The sequence below is a fragment of the Nocardia sp. NBC_01388 genome (genome assembly GCF_045040085.1).
Taxonomy (GTDB): Bacteria; Actinomycetota; Actinomycetes; order Mycobacteriales; family Mycobacteriaceae; genus Nocardia.
In genome coordinates this window covers 5,252,585-5,268,134 of record NZ_CP109553.1, presented here as the reverse complement: position 1 = coordinate 5,268,134, position 15,550 = coordinate 5,252,585, and the positions used below count along the sequence as shown (strand labels likewise).

13 protein-coding genes and 1 tRNA gene are annotated in these 15,550 nt (G+C 66.9%); 7 read left to right on the top strand and 7 right to left on the bottom strand.

All coding sequences use genetic code 11. The features are described 5' to 3' along the window. Positions 1 to 2: 2 nt before the first annotated feature. From OG716_RS25860 to icmF, 3 genes are all read right to left on the bottom strand, one after another. Complete coding sequence (locus OG716_RS25860; protein ID WP_405133309.1) at positions 3 to 1,064, bottom strand: amidohydrolase family protein; 1,062 nt, start codon at positions 1,062 to 1,064, stop codon at positions 3 to 5. Positions 1,065 to 1,184: 120 nt separating this feature from the next. Further along, the gene (locus OG716_RS25855; protein ID WP_405133308.1) at positions 1,185 to 1,592 is read right to left on the bottom strand and encodes a DUF3224 domain-containing protein; all 408 of its coding nucleotides are present in this window, start codon (positions 1,590 to 1,592) and stop codon (positions 1,185 to 1,187) included. Between the two features lie 47 nt (positions 1,593 to 1,639). After that, positions 1,640 to 4,918, bottom strand: coding sequence for a fused isobutyryl-CoA mutase/GTPase IcmF (gene icmF, locus OG716_RS25850; RefSeq protein WP_405139908.1), 3,279 nt, complete (start codon positions 4,916 to 4,918; stop codon positions 1,640 to 1,642). 201 nt (positions 4,919 to 5,119) lie between these two features. Here icmF and OG716_RS25845 point away from each other — a divergent pair, with 201 nt between their 5' ends. The 5 genes from OG716_RS25845 to OG716_RS25825 are packed head-to-tail and all read left to right on the top strand — an operon-like array spanning position 5,120 to position 10,635. Next, the gene (locus tag OG716_RS25845) at positions 5,120 to 6,643 is read left to right on the top strand and encodes a CoA-acylating methylmalonate-semialdehyde dehydrogenase (RefSeq protein WP_405133307.1); all 1,524 of its coding nucleotides are present in this window, start codon (positions 5,120 to 5,122) and stop codon (positions 6,641 to 6,643) included. Between the two features lie 2 nt (positions 6,644 to 6,645). After that, on the top strand, positions 6,646 to 7,785 hold the full coding sequence (locus OG716_RS25840; protein ID WP_405133306.1) for an acyl-CoA dehydrogenase family protein: 1,140 nt from the start codon (positions 6,646 to 6,648) through the stop codon (positions 7,783 to 7,785). Further along, complete coding sequence (locus OG716_RS25835; RefSeq protein ID WP_405133305.1) at positions 7,782 to 8,900, top strand: enoyl-CoA hydratase/isomerase family protein; 1,119 nt, start codon at positions 7,782 to 7,784, stop codon at positions 8,898 to 8,900. The genes OG716_RS25840 and OG716_RS25835 overlap by 4 nt, the downstream gene beginning before the upstream one ends. A 14-nt stretch (positions 8,901 to 8,914) precedes the next feature. Then, entirely contained in the window at positions 8,915 to 9,811 is an 897-nt protein-coding gene (gene mmsB / locus OG716_RS25830; protein ID WP_405139906.1) for a 3-hydroxyisobutyrate dehydrogenase, read from the top strand. After that, positions 9,808 to 10,635, top strand: a complete 828-nt coding sequence (locus tag OG716_RS25825; RefSeq protein ID WP_405133304.1) for an enoyl-CoA hydratase — start codon at positions 9,808 to 9,810, stop codon at positions 10,633 to 10,635. Before mmsB ends, OG716_RS25825 begins: the two co-directional genes overlap by 4 nt. Positions 10,636 to 10,839: 204 nt before the next feature. Here OG716_RS25825 and OG716_RS25820 read toward each other — a convergent pair whose 3' ends face one another. Continuing rightward, positions 10,840 to 11,886, bottom strand: a complete 1,047-nt coding sequence (locus OG716_RS25820) for a hypothetical protein (RefSeq protein ID WP_405133303.1) — start codon at positions 11,884 to 11,886, stop codon at positions 10,840 to 10,842. Between the two features lie 76 nt (positions 11,887 to 11,962). Next, complete coding sequence (locus OG716_RS25815) at positions 11,963 to 12,505, bottom strand: MarR family winged helix-turn-helix transcriptional regulator (protein ID WP_405133302.1); 543 nt, start codon at positions 12,503 to 12,505, stop codon at positions 11,963 to 11,965. 90 nt (positions 12,506 to 12,595) lie between these two features. On the opposite strand from OG716_RS25815, the gene OG716_RS25810 reads away from it, so the two are divergent. Further along, positions 12,596 to 13,483 (top strand): DUF3105 domain-containing protein, encoded by an 888-nt coding sequence (locus OG716_RS25810; RefSeq protein WP_405133301.1) that lies wholly within the window; start codon positions 12,596 to 12,598, stop codon positions 13,481 to 13,483. Positions 13,484 to 13,546: 63 nt separating this feature from the next. Beyond that, a tRNA-Cys gene (locus tag OG716_RS25805) sits at positions 13,547 to 13,620 on the top strand. 42 nt (positions 13,621 to 13,662) lie between these two features. Here the strand turns inward: OG716_RS25805 and OG716_RS25800 are convergent. Further along, a complete protein-coding gene (locus OG716_RS25800; protein WP_405133300.1) occupies positions 13,663 to 15,066 on the bottom strand; it encodes a metallophosphoesterase in 1,404 nt (467 codons plus the stop codon). 7 nt (positions 15,067 to 15,073) lie between these two features. Further along, positions 15,074 to 15,472 (bottom strand): hypothetical protein, encoded by a 399-nt coding sequence (locus tag OG716_RS25795; protein WP_405133299.1) that lies wholly within the window; start codon positions 15,470 to 15,472, stop codon positions 15,074 to 15,076. Between the last annotated feature and the right edge of the window lie 78 nt (positions 15,473 to 15,550).

Here is a 15,550-nt window from a genome sequence, read left to right as displayed (position 1 = left end):
CGTCAGAAATTGTCGACGTGATAGATCCGCTGGGCGTTGACGCGGAAGACCTGTTCCAGGGCCTTCTCGTCAGCGCCGTGGTCGGTGAGCGCGGTGGCGACCGCCTCGGCCGCATTGCCGATGCTCGTAATCGGTTTGTCCACGGGGAAATTGGAGCCCCAGAGGAGGCGGTCCGCGCCGAAGACGTCGAGCGCGTGCTGTAGCAGCGGTGAAATGCGTTCCAGCAGAACGGGGACCGGAGTCGGTTCGCCGCGCGGCGGAACGGGATGGCCCAGAATGGGCATCATCAGCCCGCTGACCTTGGCCACCACATTGGCATGGGTGGCGAGCGCGGCGAGGTCGTCGCGCCACTGGACGAACAGCTCCCGCCGCTGCCCCGGATTGTGACCGGTGCTCTTGCCCACCGGACCGAAAATGCCTGCGGGCGTGCCGAGATGGTTCAGCACGATGGTCGCGTCCGGATATCGCCGCGCCAGTGCGGTGACCTCGGGCAGCTGCTGCGAATACACCCAGGCCTCGAACGAGAGCCCGCGTTCCGCGAGTGCGCCGAAGCCGTCCAGGAATTGCGGTGAGGTGAGTGCGCCCGGCGCTCTGTTGTGCGCCCGCACACCCGAATCGGGATGCGATTCGACGCGGGTGCGAATGCCCCGGAACAGCGGAGATGCCAACTGGTGCGCATCGAGCAGTTCGGCGAATCCGGGCGCTGCCGGATCGCCCGCGCCGATGATCGCGCCCAGGGCGGGCGTATCCACCCCGAACGGCAGGCTGGCCACCCACCGTGTCTCCTCGGCCGCCGCCAGCGGACCGCTGCCGGACCACTCCACCTCGATGTGCACAATCGCCTCGACCGGCACCTCATCGGCATCGGTCCGATAGTCGGCGGGCAGATACGGGTGCACGAACGGTTCCGGGTCACCGACGAACTCGCGATCCCGGCGCGGCGCCAGCCGCTTGGCCCAATCGATGGGAACCGGGACCCGCTGGAAGAGCTTCGCCAGCCCGCTGAACTCACGCGGTGTGGTGAGCGGATCCCACTGATGGATATGGGCATCGACGACTGTCATTCCCGCAAGGTCCATCTTGTCCCTTCCGTCCGGCTCGGCCTGATGCGGATTGTTCCACGCATGAGGCCGCGCCGAGCCGGATTCGGGCCTGGCGGTCGAGACCGGCCGTGCCCCGCGCCGTCAGCCGAGTTCGTACTCGAACTCGATGTGGTGGGTGCCGTCGGCGTCGACGCTGATGCCGCCGGTGCCGGTGATCCCGGCCAGCTCCGCGGTCCCGCTGCCCGGCACGATGAGGAAGAATTCCGCGCTGCGGTCGGTGCCGCTGGTGCTGGCCGAATGGACGAAGTTGAACGCGCCGGAGCGGCCGTTCAGCGTGCCCTCGAAGGACTCCATCGCCAGATATGTTCCGGCGCCGGCGGTCTGGTCGAAGGCGGCGGTGAACAGCGTGGCGGACCGCCCCCTGACCTCCCCCTCGAACTGCTTCTCCATCAGCGAGATGCCGACGGGGAGGGCGGTGCTGATCGCCGGGTCCGGGACCACCTCGGTGGGCGTGAACGACTTGACCTGAAAAGTTCCTTTTGCCTGCACAGATCGGACTTTATCGGCCGGGTCCGACCCGTTCTTGGACAAACGCGTCAGACATTGCGGCGGTATTGCCCGCCGACGGTGAAGAAGGTGTCGGTGACCTGTTGCAGTGTGCAGACCCGCGCCGCGTCCATGAGCGCCTCGAAGACATTCGCATCACTGCTCGCCGCCTCCGCGAGCCGGGCCAGCGCGGCGGGGGCCGCGTCGCGATGGCGCTGCGTGAAGTCGCGCACCCGCTGCAATTGCGACTGCTTCTCGTCCTCGGTACCGCGCGCCAATTCGAGCACCCGGTGCTCCTCGGCATGCGGATTGCGGAAGGTGTTCACCCCCACGATCGGCAGGCTCCCATCATGCTTGCGCTGTTCGTACAGCATGGATTCGTCCTGGATGCGCCCGCGCTGATACCCGGTCTCCATGGCCCCGAGTACCCCGCCGCGTTCGCTGATGCGGTCGAATTCGCGCAGCACCGCCTCCTCCACCAGATCGGTGAGTTCATCGATGATGAAGCTGCCCTGCAGCGGATTCTCGTTCATGGCCAGCCCCCACTCGCGATTGATGATGAGCTGAATCGCCAAGGCGCGCCGCACCGATTCCTCGGTGGGAGTGGTGACGGCCTCGTCGTAGGCATTGGTGTGCAGGCTGTTGCAATTGTCGTAGACGGCGATGAGCGCCTGCAGTGTGGTGCGAATGTCGTTGAAGTTCATCTCCTGTGCGTGCAGCGACCGCCCGGAGGTCTGAATGTGGTACTTGAGCTTCTGCGACCGATCGTCGGCGCCGTACTTGTCGCGCATGGCGATCGCCCAGATGCGCCGCGCCACCCGGCCGATCACCGAGTATTCGGCGTCCATGCCATTGGAGAAGAAGAAGGACAGATTCGGCGCGAAATCATCGATGTGCATACCGCGCGCCAGATACGACTCCACATAGGTGAAGCCGTTCGACAGCGTGAATGCCAGCTGACTGATCGGGTTCGCACCCGCCTCGGCAATGTGATAGCCGGAGATCGAGACCGAGTAGAAGTTGCGAACGCTGTTGCGCACGAACCACTCCTGGATATCGGCCATCATGCGCAGGCTGAATTCGGTGGAGAAGATACAGGTGTTCTGCCCCTGATCCTCCTTGAGGATGTCGGCCTGCACCGTCCCGCGCACGGTGGCCAGGGTCTCGGCACGCAGTGCGGCCGCCTCCTCGGTGGTGGCGTCGCGGCCCCGCGCCGCCGAGAACTGCTCCAGCGCTTGGTCGATCGCGGCATTGAGGTAGAACGCCAGAATTGTCGGCGCCGGACCGTTGATGGTCATGGAGACCGAGGTGCTCGGCGCATCCAGATCGAATCCGTCGTAGAGCGCCTTCATATCGTCCAGGGTGGCGATGGAGACGCCCGAGGTGCCGATCTTGCCGTAGATATCGGGCCGCTCGGCCGGATCGTGCCCGTACAGCGTCACCGAATCGAAGGCGGTGGAAAGTCGTTTGGCCTCAGCGTGTTCCGAGAGCACCCGGAAGCGCTTATTGGTACGGAAGGCATCGCCCTCACCCGCGAACATGCGCGCCGGATCCTCATTGTCCCGCTTGAACGGGAACACCCCCGCCGTGAACGGGAACCGGCCCGGCAGATTCTCCGACCGCAGGAACCGCAGCAGCTCACCGTGATCGGTGTAGCGGGGGAGCGCCACCCGCGGAATCGAACTGCCGGACAGCGTCTCCCGGCGCAGGCTGGTGCGCAGCTCCCGATCGCGCACCCGGACCACCTGCTCATCACCCCGATACGATTCGGCGACGGCGGGCCACTGCGCCAGCAGCGCGGCATTGCCCGGAGCCAGGTCCGCGCGGGCCTGCTCCAGGAGTTCGGCCACAGCGGAATACGCGGTCCGGGGTGTGCTGGCGGCGGCACCTTCGGGATCCGAAGATGCCGCCGCCGACCCGGTGCCGCCGCCCGGCAGTTCGGCGAGCACCTGCTCCACACGCTGTACCCGCTGCGCCGCCGCGATCTGCCGATCGGTCTCGGCGTGGTACTCCCGCACCGTTTCGGCGATCTCGGCCAGATACCGCACCCGCGCCGGCGGAATGAGCTGCGCGAAACGGGTGGAGGACCGGGTGTCCACCCGGGGCAGCACCCCGGGCGCCAGCGGCAACCCCTGCGCGGCGAGCAAACCGCTCAGATGCTGATACAGCGCTGTCACTCCATCATCATTGAAAGTGGCTGCGCTGGTGCCGAATACCGGCATATCCTCCGGCAGCGCGTGGAATGCCTCGCGATTGCGCACCAGTTGCCGCGACACATCCCGCAGTGCGTCCTCGGCCCCGCGCCGCTCGAACTTGTTGATGGCCACCACATCCGCGTAATCGAGCATGTCGATCTTTTCCAGCTGTGAGGCCGCGCCGAATTCCGGCGTCATCACATACAGCGAGACGTCCACATGCTCGGCGACCTCCGCATCGCCCTGCCCGATGCCCGGCGTCTCCAGGATGACCAGGTCGTATCCCGCTGCCTTGCAGGCGATCACCATGGCATCGATATTCAGCGGCAGCTCCCGCTCGCCGCGGGTGGCCAGCGACCGGAAGAACACCCGCTCCCCGTCCAGGGCGTTCATGCGAATGCGGTCGCCCAGCAGCGCACCGCCGCCGCGCCGCCGGGTCGGATCGATCGCGAGCACCGCTACGCGCAGCTTGTCCTGCTGATCGGTGCGCAGGCGGCGCACGAGTTCATCTGTGAGCGAAGATTTTCCGGATCCGCCGGTGCCGGTGATGCCCAGTACGGGCACCTGCCGCACGCCCGCCGCCGCGGTGAGCTCGGCCAGATCCGCCGCGGGCAGCGCATCCTGCTGCAGGCAGGTGAGCGTTCGGGCCAGCGCCGCCCGATCCCCGCTCAGCACCGCATCCAAGGGTGCCGGTGCGCGCGCCAGATCCTCATCGCAATCGCTGATCAGCCGATTGATCATGCCCGGCAGGCCGAGCCGCTGCCCGTCCTCCGGCGAGAAGATGGTCACCCCGGCCGCGGCCAGCCGCTGGATCTCCTCGTCGACGATGACCCCGCCGCCCCCGCCGAAGATGCGCACATGCCCGGCCCCGGCCTCCTTCAGCGCCGCCGCCAGATATTCGAAGTACTCGATATGCCCGCCCTGATACGAGCTGACGGCGACACCCTGCACATCCTCGCTGACCGCGGCGTCCACCACCTCGCTCACGGCCCGGTTGTGCCCGAGGTGAATGACCTCGGCCCCCTGGGCCTGGAGAATCCGCCGCATGATGTTGATGGCCGCGTCGTGGCCGTCGAACAGCGCCGCTGAGGTCACAAAGCGCACCGGGTTCACCGGAACGTGCAGATCGGCCATGGGTTCCTCCACCTGTGCGGCCGTACCGTTGATACCCCAATAGTAGGACGTCAAATCAAATATGACGTGAGATCTGCCACAGCAACATCTCTGGAAATACTAGGATGTCCAACTATATGGTGGCCTAGTACCGCGTGGTCTACACGCGGAGTCGGCATCGAGCACCTGTGATGCGACGGGCGACATCGAGACAGGACTGGCATGGTTCGCGAACTGACCCACTTCATCGGCGGACAGCATGTCCCCGGAACGTCCGGCAATTTCCGCGACGTCTTCAACCCGAGCACCGGACAGGTGCAGGCGCGGGTGCCGCTGGCCAGTAAGGCCGAGGTCGAGGCGGTCATCGCCAATGCCGCCGAAGCCCAGCTGGTCTGGGCCGCCTACAACCCGCAGAAGCGGGCGCGGGTGCTCATGAAGTTCCTGACGCTGGTGCAGGAGGAGATGGATTCGCTCGCCGCACTGCTGTCCTCCGAGCACGGCAAGACCATTCCGGACGCCAAGGGCGATATCCAGCGCGGGCTCGAGGTCATCGAATTCGCCGTCGGCATTCCACATCTGCTCAAGGGCGAATACACCGAGAGCGCCGGCACCGGCATCGACGTGTATTCCATGCGGCAACCGCTCGGCGTCGTCGCGGGCATTACGCCTTTCAACTTCCCGGCCATGATTCCGCTGTGGAAGGCCGGTCCCGCGCTGGCGTGCGGAAATGCCTTCGTACTCAAGCCCTCCGAGCGCGATCCGTCGGTACCGCTGCGGCTGGCCGAGCTCTTCCTCGAAGCCGGGCTGCCCGCGGGTGTGTTCAACGTCGTCAACGGTGACAAGGTCGCCGTCGATACGCTGCTGCACGACGAGCGCATCAAGGCCGTCGGCTTCGTCGGCTCGACCCCGATCGCGCAGTACATCTACGAGACCGCGACCGCCAATGGCAAACGCGCACAGTGCTTCGGCGGCGCCAAGAACCACGCCATCGTCATGCCGGACGCCGACCTCGACGATGTGGCCGACCAGCTCATCGGCGCCGGGTACGGCTCGGCCGGTGAACGCTGCATGGCCATCTCGGTCGCCGTACCGGTCGGCGAGGAGACCGCGGATCGGCTGCGCGACAAGCTGATCGAGCGGGTTGCCAAGCTCAATGTCGGCCTCTCCGACGATCCGGGCGCGGACTTCGGCCCACTGGTCGGCCGCGACGGCGTGGATCGTGTCAACGACTATGTGCAGATCGGTGTCGACGAGGGCGCGGAGCTGGTGATCGACGGCCGCGGACTGGTCGTCGAGGGCGGTGAGGACGGATTCTTCGCCGGCGCAACGCTGTTCGACCGCGCGACCCCGGATATGCGCATCTACAAGGAAGAGATCTTCGGTCCGGTGCTCACCATCGTGCGCGCCAAGGATTACGAGGAGGCGCTGCGCCTGCCGAACGAGCACGAATACGGCAATGGCGTCAGCATTTTCACCCGCGACGGTGATACCGCCCGTGACTTCGCGGCGCGGGTGCAGGTCGGCATGGTCGGCATCAATGTGCCCATTCCGGTGCCGATCGCGTACCACACCTTCGGCGGCTGGAAGCGTTCCGGCTTCGGCGATCTCAATCAGCACGGCCCGGATTCGATCCGCTTCTACACCAAGACAAAGACAGTCACCCAGCGCTGGCCGGCAGGAGGCAAGGAGACCGTGTCCTCGGGCCGCTCCGCGGCCAATGCCTTCGTGATTCCGACCATGGACTGATCATGTTCGTACTCGACGAAGACGAAAGGGCGATCACCGCGACCGCCCGCTCCTTTGCCGACGAGCTGCTCGCGCCGAACGCGCTGGAATGGGATGAGCACAAACACTTCCCGATAGACGTCCTGCGCAAGGCCGGACAGCTCGGGCTGGGCGGCATCTACGTTCGTGAGGACGTGGGCGGCTCGCAATTGCGGCGGCTGGATGCCGTGCGCATCTTCGAGCAGCTCGCCACCGGCTGCCCGACCATCGCCGCGTATATCTCGATCCACAATATGGCGTCGTGGATGATCGACAGTTACGGCGATGAGGCGCAGCGCAATCGGTGGCTGCCCGGGCTGACCTCCATGGATTTGCTCGCCAGCTACGCACTCACCGAACCGGGCGTCGGCTCGGATGCGGCGGCCTTGAGCACCAAGGCCGTTCGCGACGGCGACGACTACTTGCTCACCGGCGTCAAGCAATTCATCTCCGGTGCGGGCAGCTCCGATGTGTACGTGATCATGGCGCGCACCGGAGACACCGGGGCACGCGGGATTTCGGCCTTCATCGTGCCCGCCGATACACCGGGACTCTCGTTCGGCGCGAACGAGCGGAAGATGGGCTGGAACGCACAGCCCACCCGGCAGGTCATTCTCGACAATGCCCGGGTGCCCGCCTCGAATCTGCTCGGGGCCGAGGGCAATGGCTTCCGCATCGCCATGAACGGTCTCAATGGCGGTCGACTGAATATCGCGGCCTGCTCGCTGGGCGGCGGGCAGTCGGCGCTGGACAAGACCGTCGCCTATATGGCGCAGCGCAAGGCCTTCGGGGCCCGGCTGCTCGACAACACCGCGCTGCAATTCGAACTCGCGGATATGCGCACCTCACTGGAGGCCGCCCGCACCCTGCTGTGGCGTGCGGCCGCCGCCCTGGACGCCGATGCCGAGGACAAGGTCGAGCTCTGCGCCATGGCCAAGCGGTTCGCCACCGACGCCGGATTCGATGTGGCCAACAAGGCCCTGCAACTGCACGGTGGCTACGGTTACCTGGCCGAATACGGGATCGAGAAGATCGTCCGCGATCTGCGGGTGCATCAGATTCTGGAAGGCACGAACGAGATCATGCGGGTCGTCGTCGCCCGCTCTGTGGTAGGAGCAGCATGAGTGAGCGCAGCGAACGAATCGATACAGAGAATACGGCCGAGGTCCTGATCGAGAAGCGGGACGGGCTCGGGCTCGTCACGCTGAATCGGCCGCGGGCGATCAATGCGCTGAATCATCGGATGGCGCTGGCCATTCTGGACGCACTGCGCGCCTGGGCCGGCGACGACGAGGTGCGCACCGTGGTGCTCACCGGCGCGGGGGAGCGCGGGCTGTGCGCGGGCGGCGATATCGTCGCCATTCACAATGACGCGAAGAACGCAGTGGCGCAGGGGGATACGCCCTACACCGCTGCGGACTCGCCGAGCGGGCGCTTCTGGCGGGACGAGTACATCCTCAATGCCCTCATCGGCGGCTACCCCAAACCCTATGTGGCCGTGATGGACGGCATTGTCATGGGCGGCGGCGTCGGCCTGTCCGGGCATGCGAGCCACCGCATCGTCACCGAGCGCTCCAAGGTCGGCATGCCGGAGACCGGTATCGGCTTCATCCCCGATGTGGGCGGTACCTACCTGCTCGCGCACGCGCCCGGCGAGATCGGCACCCATATCGCGCTGACCACCGCGCGAATGACCGCCGGTGATGCCATCGCCGCCGGATTCGCCGACTACTTCGTGCCGTCCGAGCACATTCCGGCGCTGCTGGAGGCGCTGCGCACCGCCGATGCGGCTCTTGCCATCGCCGAGTTCGCCCAGCCCGCACCCGTGTCCGAGTTTGTGGCACAGCGGGATTGGATCGATTTCTGCTATGCCGCGGATACGGTGGAGGAGATCGTGTCGCGACTGGAGTCCGACGGCCGGCCCGAGGCGACGGCTGCCGCCGCGGAGGTGCTGTCGAAATCCCCGGTGGCACTGCAGGTCACCCTGCGGTCGCTGCGCGGTGCGCGCAAGGCTTCGAGCCTCGAAGAGGTGCTGAACCAGGAGTACCGGGTGTCGACCGCCTCGCTCAACACCCACGACCTGGTGGAGGGCATTCGCGCCCAGGTCATCGACAAGGACCGCAATCCGCAGTGGTCGCCCGCCACCCTGGCGGACGTCACCGCCGCCCAGGTGGACGCCTACTTCGGCGCACTGGGTGATCGCGAATTGGGTTTGGCCGCACCGAAGGACGAGCAGTGAGCACTTCAGCAAGCGTGAACAAGAAGGTCGGATTCCTGGGTCTGGGGCATATGGGCGGACCCATGGCCGCCAATCTGGTCAAGGCCGGATACGAGGTCCTCGCCTTCGATCCCGTGCCCGCCGCGCAGGAGCAGGCGCGGGCGGACGGCGCCACCGTGGTCACGACACCCGTTGCGGCCGTTGCGGAATCGGAGATCGTCCTGACCATGCTGCCCAACGGCCGCATTGTGCTGGACCTCTACAGCGAGGTGCTGGCCGCCGCCAAGCCGGGCACCCTCTTCATCGACTGCTCCACCATCGACGTCGACGATGCCAGGTCCGCCGCGGAACTCGCTGTGGCAGCGGGACATCGGGCCCTGGACGCCCCGGTCTCCGGTGGCGTGGGCGGCGCCGTCGCGGGCACCCTCACCTTCATGGTGGGCGGCGCGGACGACGACTTCGCGGCTGCCCTGCCGATCCTGGAGGTCATGGGCGGCAAGGTGGTGCACTGCGGCGGTGCCGGTGTAGGTCAGGCCGCCAAGGTCTGCAACAACATGATCCTGGGCATCTCCATGATCGGGCTGTCGGAAGCCATTGTGCTGGGCGAGAAGCTGGGGCTGACGCACGAGAAGTTCTTCGATGTGGTCTCCACGGCGTCGGGTCAGAGCTGGGCGCTCACCTCGTACTGCCCGGTCCCCGGACCGGTGCCGACCAGCCCGGCCAATAACGACTACAAGCCGGGCTTCGCGACGGCGCTCATGAACAAAGATCTCGGCCTGGCTGCGAACGCGCTCGAGAGCAATGGCGTAGACGGACAGATCGGTTTGCTGGCAGCCGACATCTACAGCCGCTTCAACCAGGACGAAGCGGGCAAGGATTTCTCGGCTATCGTCACGGACATCCGTAAGCGATCTGGAGGAGAACAAGAATGACTGCATCGCGCAGCGATTCAGTGGGGGGTGGTGGCCCGGCGACGGGCGGGCCCGACTTCGAGACCATTCTGCTGGAGCGCAAGGGCAGGGTCGCCCTCATCACGCTGAACCGGCCGAAGGCCCTCAATGCGCTGAACTCGCAGGTTCTCATCGATATCACGGCCGCTCTCGACGAGCTCGAGAACGATCCCGAGATCGGCGCGGTCGTGCTGACCGGCTCCGAGCGGGCCTTCGCGGCCGGTGCGGATATCAAGGAGATGCAGAGCAAGTCCTATATGGACATGTTCCTGGCCGACCACTTCGCCGGCTGGGACCGTCTGGTCGCCTTCCGCAAGCCGATCATCGCCGCGGTCGCCGGTTACGCCCTCGGCGGCGGCTGCGAACTGGCCATGATGTGCGACCTCCTGATCGCCGCGGACACCGCCACATTCGGCCAGCCCGAAATCAAGCTCGGTGTCATCCCCGGCATGGGCGGCTCGCAGCGCCTGACCCGCGCGGTCGGCAAGGCCAAGGCCATGGATCTCATTCTCACCGGCCGCAATATGGATGCCGAGGAGGCCGAGCGCGCGGGCCTGGTCTCGCGCATCGTCCCGGCCGCCGATCTGGTGGCCACCGCGCTCGAGGTCGCCGAAACCATCGGCGGCATGTCGCTCCCGTCGGTCATGATCGCGAAGGAAGCGGTGGACCGCGCCTTCGAAACCACCCTCACCGAGGGCCTGCGCTTCGAACGCCGAGTCTTCCACTCGCTCTTCGCCACCGACGATCAGAAGGAAGGCATGGCCGCCTTCGTCGAGAAGCGCCCCGCCGACTTCACCAACAAGTAGGCGAAACCGGTTCTGCCGCACAAGTTCTCCCATCCCAATCGGGATGGGAGAACTTTTTTGCGCTGCCCGCCCCGTCATTCCGGCATGCTCTTGGCCGGAATTTGCCGGGCAGCACTGCATCCCGGCCACAAGCATGCCGGAATGACGAGGGCTGAGACATCAGGACGAGGGCTGAGGTTTCAGTTGGATAGGCCCCTCGACGGATCAGCTGTGTTTCGGCGGGCCGACGACTTCGACGGTCGGCGGTTTGCCGTCCGTGTGGTCGCCGTCGTGGTTGAAAGCCAGTGCGCCCGCGATGGTTCCGCCGAGGGTGACGGTGACCGCGATGGCGGCGACGAGTTTGCGGCGGGACGGGGTGTCCGACGCGCCGGCGCGCAGGGCCGGGACCGGATTGAACCGGACACCCCGGACTCTCCGGGCGGAGGGGCGCTCGGCGGCGAGCAGTACCGCGCCGCGGGTGGAGACGAATTCCGGTTCGGGATCGTAGATCAGCGGGAGGTCGAGCTGCTGTTCCAGCTCGTCCCGAATGCTCTTGTTGCGGGTGCAGCCGCCCAGCAGCGCCATGGCCGTCGGATGCACCCCGGTCTCCTCGATCATCTGCCGGACGAACGAGACCGAATGGTGAATGCCCGCGGCCACCAGATCGGCGAAATCGCTGCGGGTGATGACGGCGCGGTGCCCGGAGATCGGATCGCAGACGGCGATCACCCGGTCGGTGGCCAGGGCTTCCTTGTGGCGGCGGCTGGTGGCCAGATCCACGGTCACGCCGCCGCGCACCAGCAGCCAGCGCAGCAGGGCATCGTGCCCGTCGCCGCCGAGCACGGTACTGCGCTTACTGGCCAGAATGGCATCGGTGCGGCAGTCGATCTGCGTCAGGGTGAGACCGGAGGCGCCCAGGTCGTACAGCAGCACCGAACCCTCGGCCGGTAGTCGGCCGGTGAAACGCAGATAGCGCAGCTGCGCGACCTGCTCGTCGATCACGGTGAGGCGATTGCGGCCGGCCGTGGTGCGCACCGCCTCGGCATGGGCGCTGCAGCGGCAGGTGACGGCGATACCGGTAATGAATTCATCACGGCGGCCGGCGGATTTGCGCATCAGGCGGATGGCCTCGAAAACACCCTCCTCCATACCGCCGCCGCTGCGGCGCGGCACTTTGCACCGGTCGATCGGGGGTAGGTGGGGCTGGTCGGAATGGGTGAGCATGGCGCGCGCACCCGCCGCGCCCGCTGACACCCCGAGGACCAGCACCATGGCCTCAATGGTGAACCTATTCGCGCCCGAAACCAAGACTATGACGCAGGAAATTGGCTGCTCGGATGCTGGATGGTTACTGTCCGGACCAGCGGGTGGGTGAGCCGCCGCTGTCGAAGTCACCGGCGGTCTGCCGGAATTCCGCCAGTAATTGCAGCAGTAAGTGGAGTCTCTCCGGTGCCAGGCCGGTATCCGCGAACACCTGCCGGTTCAGCTGGATGGTGGCCGCGGCCACCGATTCCCTTCCGGCGTCGGTTATTTCGATGAGAGTTGCTCGCCGGTCACTCGGATGTGGCACCCGCTTAACCAGCTCGGCCGCCTCCAGCCGGTCCACGGTATTGGTGACGCTGGTCGGATGCACCTGCAACCGGGCGCTGGCCATCGCCATCGGCAGGGCGCCCGTTTTGCTGAAACTCAGCAGCATCAGCAGTTCGTATCGGGAAAAGGTGAGGCCGGAGGGTTTCAGCGCCTCGTCGACCCGCGCCATGACGATCTGCTGCGCCCGCACCAGCGAGGTGACCGCCGCCATCCCGTCGGCGACCTCGCCCCAGCCGTGCTCGGTCCACTGGCGATGCGCCTCCTCGATCGGATCGAGCGGCAGGGGACGTGGCCGAGACATGCCACCGATCATCGCACGCCCCCGACCCGACTTCCGCCGCGCCGAGCCCTTTTTCGGTGTCGTACTCTTGCCGCTATTAGGAGGCAGTACGTGACCAACCCGCTCGGCCCGAAATTCGACCAGGCCCCACCCTCGATACAGGGCCCGTACAGCGTGCCCTTCCCGGAACGTCTACCGCGCAAGCGCAATCGGATGCCGCTGTTCGCCGGCCTGATCGGCCTGGTGCTCACCGTCGGCACCGCGGCCGTGCTGTGGCCGTGGAGCGCCGAGGGCGATTCCGCCGCGGCCACCGCCGCGGAATTCACCCCGACCGCGCACGACCACGACCCGTCCACCCGGATCGCGGGCGTCGTGCACAAGGACTTCCCCGCCGGCGTGCACGTGCTGGCCACCCAGCGCGTCGCCTATACCCAGTCACCGCCCTTCGGCGGCCCGCACGACGCGTCGTGGGCGCCCTGCACCGGCGTGGTCTACAAACAGGCGATTCGCTCCGAGAATGCCGTGCACTCGCTGGAGCACGGGGCGGTATGGATCACCTACAACCCCAGCAGCCTGGACGCCGACAGCCAGGCCGTATTGCGCAATGAAGTGGTGGGCAAGCCCTACATGCTCATTTCGCCGTATCCCGGCCTGGATACCCCGGTGTCCCTGCAATCGTGGGGCCACCAGCTGAAACTGAGCGATCCGCGCGATCCCCGGATCACCCAGTTCATCGTCGCGCTGCGCCAGAACCAGTACACCTACCCGGAGGTCGGTGCGAGCTGCGACAACCCGACCATCGACCCCAACAGCCCGCCGGCCTTCGACGCCGGCGCGCCGGGGCCCGATGCCGTCCCCGAAACGCAGACGCTCACAACGGCTCCCACCGTCGCGCCGGAACCGCCGCCCCCAGCGCCGGAACCCCCGCCCGCACCGCTGGATCCGCCGCCGCCCCCGCCGGACGCACCACCGCCCCCGGACCCGGCCGCCGTCCCCTGATAGAAATCAGGCTGATTCGAACCCTGGTCACCCCTGCCCGGCTCCGGCACCATAGATCTCGATGCGGGTGTGACCGAGGGGCTAGGTAGCGGTTTGCAAAGCCGTATACGCGGGTTCGACTCCCGCCGCTCGCTCCATCAGGCTGGGCCTTCGCGAACTTCGCGGGGGCCCAGCCGCTTTCATGCGGTCAGACCCGAGAAGTCGCGCAGCACCACGTGATTGCGATCCGCGGTCGCGCCGAGGGTGTATTCGGGGAGCAAGCCGAAGTATTCGCCGCGAGAGCGGGCGCTCCAGCGCCGGGCGCCCGGGGTGCGGGTCTTGTAGAAATTCAGCATGTAGCCGCCCTCGTAGACGCGCAGCAGGGCGTAGCCGCCGGGATATTCCTTGGCCGCGGCCACTTCCAGGAATTCGACGGGGAGGGCGACATCGGGGCGGGTGCGGCGATTGCGGTGGGTATGGCCGCAATGGTGCAGGAAGACACCGGGTGCGGAGCCGTACAGGGACTGCAACTCCGCGGCGTCGGCGGCATTCAGGATGAAACCGGGGCCCGCGATATTGGACCAGCCGGATTCGGCGGTGACCGGATGGTGGCTGAACACCAGGGTCGGGCGATCCGGGTCGGCACGCAGTAACTCGCGCAACTGATCGAACTGCGGGCGGTCGATGCTGCCGCCGGCGGCGTCGAGTTCGGTGGTGTCGAGGGCGAGCAGGCGCAGCTCGCCCACCTCGTACTCCGCCAATTGCTGCCGGGGAGTGAAGGATTCACCCCAGCAGTCGTAGTGGTCGAGCAACGGCGTGCAGCCGGTGTACTCGCCGCCCAGATGCGGGCGGTCGTGATTGCCGCGGCAGGCGAACCAATCCCGGCCCGGCGCGCCCCAGGCGGACAGGCGCGAGTGGACGCCGCCGACCTGGGCGGGCGTGGCCTCGGCGGTCAGATCACCGGCGAGGATCAGATGGTCGACGCCACGGTCGGGCCGGTGCAGATCGTCCAGTACCGCCGTCAGCATGACCTCGGGATACGGTGCCAGACCGGGATCTTGGCGCACACCGGGCGGCAGCCCCGCGGTGATGAGACCGCTGACCTCTTCACCGTAGTGAATGTCGTTGGACAGGGCGATGGTTCGCAGCAGGCGGCCGGGCGGCGGGATCAGCGTGCCGAATTCGCCCGTCGCCTCCGGCGTATTCGGTAGTCGCGTAGCCACATTCAGCGCCGGGGCGGCCGCGACGCCGAGCGAGCGGGCCTCGAAGCGGTAGCGCCGCCCGGGTTCCAGGCCGGTGACCTCCGCGTAGTGATAAGCGGTCGGCTCCGGCTCGGCCCAGACCTGGCGCAGACCCGATCTGTCCGCGGGGCCCAGCCACAGCTCGCCGTCGGTCTCGACGGGCACCGGCGTGCCACCGGCATCCGGGCCCAGGGTCGTCCAGGTGAGCACCGCCGAACTCTCGGTGACGGTCACGACCTCGAGATCGGTCGGCAGCACGGAACCAGGTTGCGCGCGAACCGAACTCGGCCGCGCCAGCGGTAGCAGCGCGGCTGCCGCGAAGGCTCCCAGCACCCGTCGCCGGGTGGGTCCGCAGCAGCTCATCGCCGCACTACCTGCCGTCGGTCGAGCAGACCTTCCATGTGCCGTCTTCCTTACGGAGGTGTTCGGTGGCGGTGGTCGTCTTGTCCTCGGCGCCGGGCATGGTCATGGCCCCGGCCAGATTCGCGGTGGCACGGTCGCCGGTGACGGCGATGTGGTCCACGCTCACGATCCGAATACTGATCTTGCCTTCGTCGGAGGCGCTCTTCTGCGCGGCCGGGAGCGCGTCGTACTGCGCCCGGTCCGCGGCGCAGGCCTTGGTCACCGCGACGGACGGCCCCTTGTCCGAGAGCGTGCCGTAGAAATCCCGCACGGTCGACTCGATGCGCTGGTCATCGGAGGGAGTTGTCTTGCCGGTCAAGGAGACTGCGGCGGCGATGCCACCGCCGACCAGGACGACGACCGCCACGATCAGCCCGATGATCAGAGGTGTGCGGCCATGTCGTTTACCAGGGGATGTGTGTTCGCCAGAGGATTGCTGAACGTC

What these genes read in the sequence shown, in the direction of transcription:
- OG716_RS25860 (WP_405133309.1), bottom strand. Translation starts at nt 1,064, where the DNA reads ATGACAGTCGTCGATGCCCATATCCATCAGTGGGATCCGCTCACCACA.
- icmF (WP_405139908.1), bottom strand. Translation starts at nt 4,918, where the DNA reads ATGGCCGATCTGCACGTTCCGGTGAACCCGGTGCGCTTTGTGACCTCA.
- OG716_RS25845 (WP_405133307.1), top strand. Translation starts at nt 5,120, where the DNA reads ATGGTTCGCGAACTGACCCACTTCATCGGCGGACAGCATGTCCCCGGA.
- OG716_RS25840 (WP_405133306.1), top strand. Translation starts at nt 6,646, where the DNA reads ATGTTCGTACTCGACGAAGACGAAAGGGCGATCACCGCGACCGCCCGC.
- OG716_RS25835 (WP_405133305.1), top strand. Translation starts at nt 7,782, where the DNA reads ATGAGTGAGCGCAGCGAACGAATCGATACAGAGAATACGGCCGAGGTC.
- OG716_RS25825 (WP_405133304.1), top strand. Translation starts at nt 9,808, where the DNA reads ATGACTGCATCGCGCAGCGATTCAGTGGGGGGTGGTGGCCCGGCGACG.
- OG716_RS25820 (WP_405133303.1), bottom strand. Translation starts at nt 11,886, where the DNA reads ATGGTGCTGGTCCTCGGGGTGTCAGCGGGCGCGGCGGGTGCGCGCGCC.
- OG716_RS25815 (WP_405133302.1), bottom strand. Translation starts at nt 12,505, where the DNA reads ATGTCTCGGCCACGTCCCCTGCCGCTCGATCCGATCGAGGAGGCGCAT.
- OG716_RS25800 (WP_405133300.1), bottom strand. Translation starts at nt 15,066, where the DNA reads ATGAGCTGCTGCGGACCCACCCGGCGACGGGTGCTGGGAGCCTTCGCG.